Genomic DNA, 12207 nt, shown 5'->3' with positions numbered 1-12207 from the left:
AGGTAGTATGAATTCACTTATCGATCGTCGTCTCAACGGACGCAACAAGAGCACCGTGAACCGCGAGCGGTTCCTGCGGCGCTACAAAACCCAGGTTCGTAAGGCGGTGCGGGACCTGATACGCGAGCGCTCGATCGAAGAGATGGACCAGGGTGGGGAGATCAACCTTCCCACCCGGGATATCTCCGAGCCCCGGCTGCGCCATGGCGCCGGCGGGGACCGCGAAATCGTGCATCCGGGCAACCGGGAATTCGCCAAGGGCGACACCATCGACCGTCCCGACGGGGGCGGGCAGGGTGGCGGCCGCGGCGATCCGGGCGAAGGCGATTCGGTGGACCAGTTCACCTTCACCCTGTCGCGGGCCGAGTTCCTGAACTTCTTCTTCGAGGATCTGGAACTACCGCATCTGGCGCGCAACCAGCTGGGCGACGTGCACCAGAAGAAGTGGCACCGGGCGGGCTACACCACGAGCGGTTCGCCCAGTTCGCTGGCGGTGGGACGCACCCTGAAGGCTTCCCTGTCGCGGCGTATCGCGCTGAGCATCGGCGCCCGCCGCGAACTGACCGAAGCCGAAGACAAGCTGGAAGAGCTGGAACGCGGCGGCGCGTCCGTGGCGCTGCTGGAAGCCGCGCGCGCCGAAGTCGAATCGGCGCGGGAGCGCGTCGCGCGCGTGCCCTTCCTGGACGAAATCGACCTGCGCTACCGGCATCGCGTGTCCGTGGCCGTACCCATGGCGCGCGCGGTCATGTTCTGCCTGATGGACGTCTCGGGGTCCATGGATGAGAACAAGAAAGACCTCGCCAAGCGCTTCTTCACCCTGCTGTACCTGTTCCTGATGCGCAAGTACGAGCGTGTCGAGCTGGTCTTCATCCGCCATACGGACAACGCGGAGGAAGTCGACGAAGACACGTTCTTCCATGATCCCAAGAGCGGCGGCACCGTGGTGCTGTCGGCCCTGGAGCTCATGAACGACATCATCGAAAAGCGCTATTCGCCGTCCACCTGGAACATCTATGCCGCGCAGGCCAGCGACGGCGATTCCTTCGGCGCGGACGCGGCGCGCAGCGCGCGGTATCTGTCCGAGCATCTGCTGACGGCGGCGCGGTATTTCGCCTATATCGAAATCCACGACACCCATGACGTGCGCAAGAGCAGCCTGTGGGCGGAGTACGAACGTGAGCCAGCGGAGCATTTCGTCATGCGACGCATCTCCGAACGTGGCGAGATTTTCTCCGTCTTCCACGAGCTGTTTAGGAAGGAGGCCGTAGCATGAGCAGTGTACTCAGCAAGCTGGAAGGGCCGCGGTCTGACCGTTCGGTCGAGCCCATCTCCACGGGATCCGAGTGGACCTTCGACCTGATCCGCCGTTACGACGAAGCCATCGCCGAGGTCGCGGCCGAGTTCAAGCTGGACACCTACCCCAACCAGATCGAGATCATCACGTCCGAGCAGATGCTGGACGCGTATGCGTCCGCCGGCCTGCCGGTGGGCTATCCGCACTGGTCGTACGGCAAAGAGTTCATCCTCAACGAACAGGCATACCGGCGCGGCGTGCAGGGGCTGGCCTACGAGATCGTCATCAATTCCAACCCCTGCATCTCCTATCTGATGGAAGAAAACTCCATGGCGATGCAGGCGCTGGTGATCGCGCATGCCTGCTATGGCCATAATTCCTTCTTCAAGGGAAACTACCTGTTCCGCCAGTGGACCGACGCCGAAGGCGTGCTGGATTACCTGGTGTTCGCGCGGAACTACGTCATGGCCTGCGAAGAGCGCTATGGCATCGAGGCGGTGGAGGAAATCATCGATTCCTGCCATGCGCTGTCGTCCCATGGCGTCGACCGCTACAAGCGGCCCAATCCGGTTTCCTACAAGGAAGAGCTGCAGCGTGTGGCCGACCGCGAGGAATACCAGCGCGTGCAGTTCAACGACCTGTGGCGCACCGTGCCCAAGGCCGAGCAGCAGGATACGGCCAGGAAAACCGTGTTTCCGGCGGAGCCCGAGGAAAACATCCTCTATTTCATCGAGAAGTATTCGCCCAAGCTGCAGACCTGGCAGCGCGAGCTGGTCCGCATCGTCCGCAAGGTGGCGCAGTACTACTACCCGCAGATGCAGACCAAGGTGATGAACGAAGGCTGGGCCACCTTCTGGCACTACACCATCCTGAACCGCCTGCATGAAAAAGGGCTGGTCGACGATGGCTTCATGATCGAATTCCTGCACAGCCATACCAGCGTGGTAAGTCAGCGCGGCTTCGATCAGCGCGGCTACGGCGGTATCAATCCCTACGCCCTGGGCTTCGCCATGATGACCGACATCCGGCGCATCTGCGAAAACCCCACGGAAGAGGACCGCCGCTGGTTCCCGGACATCGCCGGGGCCGACTGGCTGAAGACCCTGGACTTCGCCATGCGGAATTTCAAGGACGAGTCCTTCATCTCCCAGTACCTGTCGCCCAAGCTCATCCGCGATTTCCGTTTCTTCGCGATCTCCGATCACGAGCAGAATCCGCAGCTGGAAGTGGTCGCCATCCACGACGACGACGGCTATCGCCATGTGCGCAAGCTGCTGGCGGAACAGCATAATCGCGACAACCTGGTGCCCGACGTCCAGGTATTGCAGTACAACCGCGATACGGATCGCTCGCTGGTGCTGCGACATCAGCAGACGCGGGGCCGGCCGCTGGTGCCGGAGGAAGCCGACCAAGTGATGAAACACCTGGCGCGCCTGTGGGGCTTCAAGGTGCGGATGGAAGAAACGGACGCCGACGGGCATACGCTGGCCTTCCGGGAACTGACGATCTGACGCCGGCGGGCGCGGCAAAAAGGGGCGGAGGCCCCTTTTTTTGTGCACCGCGCAAGCAGGGTTTCCCCCGAGGCCCGCACGCGCCGGGGCTTGTTCAAGATTTACCGATAAATCGTTAACATCCTGGTTTCTTCACGCTTGGCCTTTTTCCTTGCCTACGCCCGCAGATACGACTTCGCCGCTGCTTACACTCCGCGGGGTGTCGGTGGAATTTTCCACCGAAGAAGGCGCGTTCCGCGCCGTCGACCAGCTTGACTTCGAGGTATACCCCGGCCGGACGCTGGCCATCGTCGGCGAATCGGGTTCCGGCAAGTCGGTGACGTCCATGGCGATCATGCGGCTGACCGACTACACCGGCGGCCGCATCGTCGCCGGCAGCATCCTGCTGCGCGACAAGGCGGGCCGCGAGCTCGACCTGACGCGGGCGTCCGACGACGACATGCGCGCCATCCGCGGCAACGACGTGGCGATGATCTTCCAGGAGCCGATGACCTCGCTGAATCCGGTGTTCACGGTCGGCGATCAGGTCACCGAGGCCATCATCCTGCATCAGCAGCTCTCGCGCGGCGCGGCGCGGGAGGCGGCGCTCGCCTTGTTGCAGAAAGTGCGGCTGCCCGACGCGGCGCAGATGCTGGATCGTTACCCCCACCAGCTTTCCGGCGGCATGCGCCAGCGGGTGATGATCGCGATGGCCCTGTCGTGCCGCCCGCGCCTGCTGATCGCCGACGAGCCCACGACGGCGCTGGATGTGACCATCCAGGCGCAGATCCTGAACACCATCCGCGAGCTGCAGCGCGACCTGGGCACCGCGGTGATTTTCATCACGCACGACATGGGCGTGGTGGCCGAGATGGCCGACGACGTGGTCGTCATGCTGCGTGGGCGCAAGGTGGAGCAGGGACCCGTCGAGCGCATTTTCCGCGCGCCGGAACACCCTTATACCCGCGCGCTGCTCGCCGCCGTGCCGCGGTTGGGCAGCATGACGGGCCGCGACCTGCCCCTGCGCACGCCGCAGACCGTGCTGGACGGCGACGTCCTGCGCGAGGTCGGCGCGACCCACGAGCAGGATACGGCCGACTACAGCCAGCCCTTGCTCAGCGTCCGGGACCTGACCACACGCTTCGACGTCGGGCGCGGCTTCCTGGGACGCGTCACGCACCGGGTCCATGCGGTGGAAGGCGTCAGCTTCGACATCTATCCCGGCGAGACCCTGGCGCTGGTGGGGGAGTCGGGCAGCGGCAAGTCGACCATCGGCAAGACGCTGCAGCAGCTGGTCGAGCCCAGCAGCGGGCAGGTGCTGTACCAGGGCCGCGACCTCTTCGCCATGGACGGCGCCGCGCGGCAGCGGCTGCGGCAGCAGATCCAATACATCTTCCAGGATCCCTATGCGTCGCTGGATCCGCGCAAGACCGTGGGGTTCAGCATCGCCGAGCCCATCGTCACGCATGGCCTGCTGGCGGGCGAAAAAGCCGTCGCCGCCCGAGTGGCGGAGCTGCTGGAACAGGTCGGGCTGCGCCCCGAGCACGCGCGCCGCTATCCGCACGAATTTTCCGGTGGCCAGCGGCAGCGCGTCTGCATCGCGCGGGCGCTGGCCAGCAATCCCAGCCTGATCATCGCCGATGAATCCGTGTCCGCGCTCGACGTGTCGATACAGGCGCAGATCCTGAACCTGCTGATGGACCTGCAGAAGGATCGCCGGCTGTCGTACCTGTTCATCACGCATGACATGGCGGTGGTGGAGAAGGTCAGCCACCGTGTCGCCGTCATGTACCTGGGCCAGATCGTCGAGATGGGCCGGCGGCGCGACATCTTCGAAACGCCGCGGCATCCCTACACACGCAAGCTGCTCGCGGCGGTGCCCGTGGCCGAGCCGGGGCGGCACATCGATACCACGCTGATCGCGGGAGAAATCCCCAGTCCGGTGCGCCGCGTCGGCGACGCGCCGCCGATCGTGCCCTTGATCGAAGTCGCGCCGGGGCACCTGGTGGCCCAGGCTGCCTGACGACCATGGCGCGCGCACTTTTTCCCTTATCGTCATCGACGAACCCAACGTCCCTGGAGGCGCTCATGTTTACCTTCACCAAGACCGCCCGCGCGCTTGGCGCGGCGCTCGCCATCGGCGGCGCGCTGGCCGCTGCCGCACCGGCGCATGCCGCCGGCACGCTGAACGTCGCCATCACCCAGGACGCCGGCAGCTGGGACCCCATCGACACCTTCGTGACCTGGTGGGGATCGGTGGGCAGCAATCTGTACGACGGCCTGACGATGCGCGGCGCGGACATGAAGCTGCAGCCGGGGCTGGCCACCAGCTGGGAATTCCTGGACAACGACACGCGCATCCGCTTCAAGCTGCGCGAGAACGTCAAGTTCCACGACGGCGAGCCGTTCGACGCGAACGCGGTCAAGTTCACCTTCGACCGCCTGCTGGGCGCGGAAGGCGCGAAGGGTCCGCAGCAATCCAACTACAACTCCATCGACAAGGTGGTGGTGGTGGATGCGCACACGGTCGATTTCATGATGAAGCGGCCCGACCCCGTCATCCTGACCAAGCTCGCCGGCTATGGCGGCATGATCGTGCCGCCCAAGTACATCCAGGAGAAGGGCGACGCCTATTTCAATGAGCACCCGGTGGGCACGGGGCCGTTCAAGTTCGTGGAGTACAAGCCCAAGATCAGCCTGACGCTGGCGCGCAATGACGAGTACTGGGGCGGCAAGCCCAAGCTGGACCAGGTGGTGTACCGCTTCATCGCCGAGCCGGCCACGCAGGTGGCCGAGCTGCAGGCCGGCCGCGTGGACATCGCCACCGCCGTTCCGCTGGGTTTGGTCGACACCATCAAGAAGTCCAGCAACGCCACCATCGTCAGCACCAGCGGCCCCGGTACGGTCGTGGCGCGCTACGACACGTCGCGCGGCATCACCAAGGATCGCGACGTGCGGCGCGCGCTGATCATGGCGGTCGATCGCGATGCCATCATCAAGCAGTTGCTGCTGGGCTACGCCAAGCCCATCGCCAGTTTCCAGGGCGATCTGTCGTTCGGCTACGATCCGGCGCTCAAGCCGCTGCCCTTCAGCCCGGCGGAAGCCAAGAAGCTGCTGGCCAAGGCCGGCGTCAAGCCGGGCGCGGCGATCCAGCTGGATATCCGCGGCAGCGACTCGCAGTTCCGCGAAGTGGCGCAGGCCATCGCCGGCTATCTGCAGGGCGTGGGCATCAAGACGACCATCAAGCCCTACGAAACCCCGGTGCTGATCAACGACATCATCCCGCAGGGCAAGACGGGCGAGATGTGGCAGATGTACTGGGGCGGCTGGACGTACGACTACGACAACACCGCCTACCTGATGTACCACTCCGGCCAGAAATGGAATCCCTACGACAAGGACGCCAAGCTGGACGCCATGCTCGAAGCCCAACGCAACACCTACAAGGTCGATGAGCGGCAGGAGACCTTGCGTGAGATCGCGGCCTATGTGGCGGACAACGCGCTGGAAATGCCCTTGTATGCGCTGGATACCGTGGTGGGCATCAACAAGCGCGTGAAGAACCTGAGCGTGCCTGGCGACATCCGCTTCCGTTTCGTCGACGCCAGCGTCGATTGAAGCGATGATCGGCTTTTTGATCAAGCGCGTCCTGCAGGCGGTCTTCGTGATCGTCGCGGTCACGCTGCTCGTTTCCTGGGCCGTGCGCATGACCGGCGATCCCGCCATCATGCTCAGCCAGGGCGCGGGCAGCGTCACCGAGCAGGACCTGCAGAACATCCGCCAGGCGCTGGGCCTGAACCGGCCGTTCTACGTGCAATACCTGTCGTACATGCATGGCATCGTGACCGGCGACTTCGGGCGCAGCTTCATGGGCGGGACGTCGGTTGGGCACCTGATCGGCGATGCCTTGCCGGCCACGCTGTTGCTGGCCTTCGTGTCGCTGGCACTGTCCCTGGTGGTTTCCATCCCGCTGGGCGTGCACGCCGCCGTGCACAAGGGCAAGGCCGCGGACCAGGCGATACGCATACTGTCGCTGGTGGGCCTGTCCTTTCCGAACTTCTGGCTGGCATTGATGCTGGTGCTGCTCCTGTCCATCACCTTCCCGCTGCTGCCACCGTCGGGTTGGGACGGACCCGTCAGCCTGATCATGCCGGCCCTGACCATGGGCGTGATCCTGAGCGCAACGAACGTGCGGCTGGTGCGCACGACCATGCTGGAGACCTTGTCGGCGCAATACGTGATGGTGGCGCGCAGCAAGGGCTTGCGCGAACGCGTGGTGCTGTACAAGCACGCGCTGCGCAATTGCTCGATTCCCCTGATCACCTATATCGGCCTGCAGTTCGGCGGGCTGATCGGCGGCATCGTCGTGATCGAGAAAGTCTTCAACTGGCCGGGCATGGGCACACTGGCCTTCGACGCCATCGCGGCACGCGACTATCCGGTGCTGCAGGGCGCGGTGACCGTGCTGGCGCTGGTCATCATCATCGTCAACCTGCTGGTCGACATCGCCTACGGCATCGTCGATCCGCGCATCCGCATCCGCTGAACCTATGCAAACGACGCTGACCGAAGGCGCGGGCAAGCGCCGCTCGCGCAACCGCTTCCGCTCGCTGGAATTCGTGATGGGCGTGGTGCTGACCGCGGCGGTGGTGCTGGCCGTGCTGCTGTCCGGCTGGCTCTTTCCCGACGGCGGCGAGGCCATGGACCTGTCCGCGCGCCTGACGCCGCCGTTCCAGAGCCTGGCGCACGTGCTGGGCACCGATCCGCTGGGCCGGGATGTGCTGGCGCGCGTGGTGGTGGGCGGTCAGATCTCGCTCACCGCCGGCTTCGTATCCGTGATCTTCGGCGCGCTGCTCGGCACCGTGATGGGCTTGATCGCCGGGTATTACCGCGGGTTCTGGGACGTGATCGTGATGCGCTTCGCCGACGTGCAGCTGGCGCTGCCCTTCATCCTGGTGGCGATTACCTTCATCTCCATCCTGGGCGGTGGGCTGTTCAACGTGATTTTCTTCATGGTGATCTCGCAGTGGGTGCAGTACGCGCGCCTGGTGCGAGGGCAGGTGCTGGCCCTGCGGGAGCGCGAGTTCGTGCAGGCCGCGCGGGCCTTCGGCGTGCGCGACGTGGCCATGATGCGGCATCACATCGTGCCGAACCTGTTGGGGCCGCTGATCATCCTGATGGCGCTGAACGTCGCGACCAACATCCTGCTGGAAAGCAGCCTGACCTTCCTGGGCCTGGGCGTGGATCCGACCATACCCAGCTGGGGCGGGATGCTGGCCGATGGGCGTACTTATCTGCAGACCGCGTGGTGGGTCAGTGTGTTTCCTGGCCTGGCCATCATGCTGACCGTATTGGGATTGAACCTGCTGGGTGATTGGCTACGGGATCGCCTGGATCCGACTGGAAAGGTATAAGCCATGACTGTTTTGCTGGACAGGGTGATCGACCGCACGCTGGATGACTGGGTGCGCGAGTTTTCGGCGGAGGAATACCGCGGCGCGCGCGTGCAGGCCTGGCTGTTCGAAGACGAAACCGCCCGGCGCGCGGCGGAGCGCCGTCTGGCGGCCGCGGGCGTGACGGCTGTGTTTCGCAGCGCCTACAAGCCGCTGGTGCATTTCTTCCTGGAGGAAGTGGACCGCGATGGCCTGGAATCCGTGGCGGTGCGCTACCCCGTGCGGCAAGAGGCGGTGCAGCGCCGTTTCACGCTGGAAGCCTATCCCCTGGCTGGCATGCTGGGCGATGCGGACCTGGAATTCGTGGCCGGCGATGCGGACCTGCACTATGAGGTGACGCTGACCTATGCCGATGGCCGCACGGAAACCGCGCGCGTGTTCGCGCCGAATCGCGTCGCCGAGGACCACGCTGGCGTGGTGAACCTGTCGCCGACCGGCTGGGTGCGCGTCGAAGGGCGCACGGACGGCGTGGAAATCGACGAGGCCAGGGCAACGGAATTCGCGCAGGTGTTCGACGAGATCGTCGGCGCGGTGCGTGCCCATGCGTGGGGCGACAAGGAACCGTATTTCGAACGGCTGGACATCCGGGTCGACATCCCCGCCATCGAGCGCGACCTGCATTATCACGACGACGTCATCAGCACGGTCGAGGCGCTGCATGAAGACCTGTATTTCGGCCTGCTGGAGATTTTCCAGCGCCATTCCGGGCGTCCGCTCGGCAATCGCGGCCTGCAGCCGGGCCAGATCGTGCCGGACGTCCGGCGCGTGGATGGGCCGGCGCGCGTGCGGGTCGAGCTGAAGCCGTTCCCGGCGGTGGTCGCGACGACGCCGGATGGCACGGGGACGCCGCTGGACCAGGTGGATGGCGCGCTGTCGTTCGGGCGCATCGCGCACGAGATGGCGCTGATCGGTGGAGAGCCCTACACGGCGCGCACGCGGCAGGGCAGGCCGGTGCTCTGTACCTACGTCAAGGGTGCGAACAAGCCGGTCGTGATCTCGGGCGGCCAGCATGCCAACGAGACGTCTGGCGTGGTCGGCGCCTTGCGCGCGGCCCAGGTACTGAAAGACCAGCCGGGGGCGCATTTCGTTCTGTTCGCGTCCGAAAATCCCGACGGTTATGCGCTGCATCGTGAGTTGTGCCAGCACAATCCGCGCCATATGTCGCACGCGGCGCGCTATTCCGCGCTGGGCGATGACCTGGCGTATCGCGAGCGCGCGCCCTGGTACGAGCGCGAGGCGCGCCGCAAGGCTTACGAGATCAGCAGGGCCGAGTTGCATATCAATCTGCACGGCTATCCCGCGCATGAGTGGACGCGTCCCCTGTCCGGCTATCTGCCGCGCAGCTTCGAGCTGTGGACGGTGCCCAAGGGCTTTTTCCTGGTCATGCGGCATCATCCCGGCTGGCTGGACGAGGCGAATACGCTGCTCTCCCATGTCACGGCTCGGCTTGCGGAACGCGTGCCGGGACTGGTCGAATACAACGCGCGCCAGCTCCGCATGTTCGAAACGCATGCGCTGCAACGCAATGTCGATGTGATGCATGGGATTCCGGTGCAACGCACCGAAGGCGTGGGCGAGGATGTGCCCCTGGTACTGATATCCGAATTCCCGGACGAGACGGTGTATGGCGATGCGTTCCGTTTCGCGCATGCCGTGCAGACGGAGACGGTGCTCGCGGGGGTGGAAGGGTATCTGGCGATGACGGCCGCCGATGCGTGACGGGCGCTTTGCTTCTTTTCCCGGCGTTTTGTTTTAACGCCTGTGTTGCAGGTCGGGAGGAACCCGGCCGTCCGCGTACTGTCGATTCTTGTTTGAGTTGAATTGAGGACAGCGCCATGCGACAACCGACTTCCATCTTTCTCGTTCTGGACATGCAGAACGATCTGGTCCACGCGGACGGCCCGAATGGCAAGGGGCCCCTGGCGGAGCAGGTGCAGGGGCGGCAACTGGTCGCCAAGACCGCCAAGGCCATCGCCAAGGCGCGCGCCGCCGGCATCGCCGTGGGTTTCGTGCGGGTCGGCTTTTCCGAAGGCTATCCGGAATGCCCGGAAGGCTCGCAGGTGTTCTCGGCGGCGCCGCAGCTTGGGTTGTTCAAGCTGGGTAGCTGGGGGACGGAGATTCACCCCGACCTTGAACAGCGGGTCGGCGACGTGCAGGTCGTGAAGCATCGTATCAGCCCGTTCTATTCGACCACGCTGGAAGCGCAGCTCCGCGCGCAGAACATCCAGCGGATCTATTGTTCGGGGGTGTCGACGCAGGCGGTCGTGCAGGCCGCCGTGCGCGATGGGCATGATCGGGACTATGAAATGATCGTGCTGGAGGATCTCTGCGCGGCGCATAGCGCGCAGGAGCACGCCAATTCCATGGGCAGCATTGGGCGGTTCTGCAAGGTGGAATCCAGCGAGACGGTGGTGTTCGGGCGGCCCTGAAGGGGCGGGGTTGTCCTGGGCTCCGGACGCGGCCCGCGAGGCCCACCCGGCCCGCCCGGCCCGCCCGGCCCGCAAGACAGCCGGCCCGGGAGTCTGCTAGAATCGCGGATTGCCGTTTTGCGAAGTTTTTCGAAACGGCAACCAAGATCAGGGGTGCCCGTGCTGTCGCAGCGCCCCGAAGCAGTACCGGATCAGGACAGGTGGCCGAGCGGTTGAAGGCGCACGCCTGGAAAGCGTGTATACGTCAAAAGCGTATCGGGGGTTCGAATCCCCCTCTGTCCGCCAAGAATATTACTCAGGTTGCCCCGCGTTGCCCCAAAACCCGCATGAACAGTGTTTCTGCGGGTTTTTGTTTGCCCCGCGTTGCCTCACGTTGCCCCGTTGTGACCCCTTCACTTGTTGTTATTTTTGTTGTTATCTTTCGGTCTGGTGGCCGTTGGCCGGAAAAATAACAACAGGAGTGCTACATGGGAGCCCTGGCGAAGCTGAGCGACCTGCAGATCCGCAATGCAAAGGCGCGAGACCGCGCGTATAAGCTCGCCGCACCTTGTGCCAGGTGAACTGGGTTTCCCGCAAGCGGCGCCCCAGGATCTCGCGTGCTCGCTCTGGCGTGGTGGTCGGCCCCAGCCACTCCGTTGCCAGATCCGGCCGCAGCGCGACCAGGCCGGTCGTGGAGGTCCACCATACCGCCCCTGCTGTTGTGCGTGACGATGACCATGCCACTCACTTTCCCATGCTCCCGGCCCGGCCGCCAGTCGCAGAGCACGGCGAAGAATAACGGCTCTTCGTTGGCGTGGTGGATGTAGTACGGCTGCTTCGGCCCCTTCGGATCGTCGGTCAACCACTTCCATTCGTACCAGCCGTCCGCCGGAACAATCGTCCGCCCGTTCTGCTTCATCAGCCACGCCCACGGCCACCGGCCGGCGACGATGGTCTCGATCTTGGCGTTGCTGATCGCCGGCTTGCGCCAGTTGGCGGGCTTGTATCCCCAGAAAATGCGCTCGAACTGCAAATGCCCGTCGAACTGGTGCAGCGCCAGGGGCCGGCTGCCTGGCGGGATGTTGTAGCGCGGCCCGGCAGGGGCAGGCGGGAATAGTGCGTCAGCCCGCGGCGCCCGAATCAGCCCTTCGAGGTAGTCGTCGCGGTTTCGCTTCTGCACGATACGGCCACACATGGCGCGCTCCTGGGTGTCTGGGTCTCCTTACCCATCGTAGCGCGTCGATCGCGCGCCAGCGGGCCTGTAGCGCGGCCGGAGGGGCCTCGCCGCCCGCCGGCGCCGCCGCAGGCGTACCACGGCCGGGCCGGGCCCGGCGCGCGCGGTCATCCCCCCACCTCGCCCGCCCGCTAAATGGGTCGCTTTCGACGCACTGGCGCGCCCGTAGGTTCGGCAACGGCGACGTCGAGTCCGGTAAGATATTTGGGCCAAGCTAGATGACGCAAAATGACGCGGCATTTGCCCGTTTTTGGTGGGATAGCCCGGTCCTCACCGCGTCTACACTCGGTTGCCTCCCTGCAGTCGGGCAGCTGTCACTCACGCTCCC

At 64.9% G+C, this 12207-nt stretch carries 9 protein-coding genes and 1 tRNA gene; 9 read left to right on the top strand and 1 reads right to left on the bottom strand.

Features of this window, described 5'->3' with window-relative positions:
* The first annotated feature begins 7 nt into the window (after positions 1-7).
* The 9 genes from CAL12_RS24680 (at position 8) to CAL12_RS24640 (ending at position 10951) form a co-directional block, all read left to right on the top strand.
* Entirely contained in the window at positions 8-1273 is a 1266-nt protein-coding gene (locus tag CAL12_RS24680) for a YeaH/YhbH family protein (RefSeq protein ID WP_086067016.1), read from the top strand.
* Positions 1270-2805 carry a SpoVR family protein gene (locus tag CAL12_RS24675; RefSeq protein ID WP_086067015.1) on the top strand — a complete coding sequence of 512 codons (1536 nt, stop codon included), beginning with the start codon at positions 1270-1272 and terminating at the stop codon, positions 2803-2805. The genes CAL12_RS24680 and CAL12_RS24675 overlap by 4 nt, the downstream gene beginning before the upstream one ends.
* Before the next feature lie 199 nt (positions 2806-3004).
* Positions 3005-4807, top strand: a complete 1803-nt coding sequence (locus CAL12_RS24670) for an ABC transporter ATP-binding protein (protein WP_420042800.1) — start codon at positions 3005-3007, stop codon at positions 4805-4807.
* 65 nt (positions 4808-4872) lie between these two features.
* Positions 4873-6402 (top strand): ABC transporter substrate-binding protein, encoded by a 1530-nt coding sequence (locus CAL12_RS24665; RefSeq protein WP_086067014.1) that lies wholly within the window; start codon positions 4873-4875, stop codon positions 6400-6402.
* A gap of 4 nt (positions 6403-6406) precedes the next feature.
* Positions 6407-7330, top strand: coding sequence for an ABC transporter permease (locus CAL12_RS24660; RefSeq protein WP_086067013.1), 924 nt, complete (start codon positions 6407-6409; stop codon positions 7328-7330).
* Positions 7331-7334: 4 nt separating this feature from the next.
* A complete protein-coding gene (locus tag CAL12_RS24655; RefSeq protein ID WP_086067012.1) occupies positions 7335-8198 on the top strand; it encodes an ABC transporter permease in 864 nt (287 codons plus the stop codon).
* A 3-nt stretch (positions 8199-8201) separates the two neighbouring features.
* Positions 8202-9956: a peptidase M14 gene (locus CAL12_RS24650; protein WP_086067011.1), complete on the top strand. Its 1755-nt coding sequence runs from the start codon at positions 8202-8204 to the stop codon at positions 9954-9956.
* Positions 9957-10072: 116 nt separating this feature from the next.
* Positions 10073-10666: a cysteine hydrolase gene (locus tag CAL12_RS24645; RefSeq protein WP_086067010.1), complete on the top strand. Its 594-nt coding sequence runs from the start codon at positions 10073-10075 to the stop codon at positions 10664-10666.
* Between the two features lie 194 nt (positions 10667-10860).
* Positions 10861-10951: transfer RNA gene (locus CAL12_RS24640), tRNA-Ser, on the top strand.
* A 178-nt stretch (positions 10952-11129) separates the two neighbouring features.
* On the opposite strand, the gene CAL12_RS24635 is transcribed toward CAL12_RS24640, so the two are convergent.
* The gene (locus CAL12_RS24635; protein WP_232464629.1) at positions 11130-11840 is read right to left on the bottom strand and encodes an SOS response-associated peptidase family protein; all 711 of its coding nucleotides are present in this window, start codon (positions 11838-11840) and stop codon (positions 11130-11132) included.
* Positions 11841-12207: the final 367 nt, after the last annotated feature.

The organism is Bordetella genomosp. 8, assembly GCF_002119685.1.
Taxonomy (GTDB): Bacteria; Pseudomonadota; Gammaproteobacteria; order Burkholderiales; family Burkholderiaceae_B; genus Bordetella_C.
The sequence above is the reverse complement of the archived record's forward strand: the minus strand, read 5'-3'. Positions and strand labels throughout refer to the sequence as shown.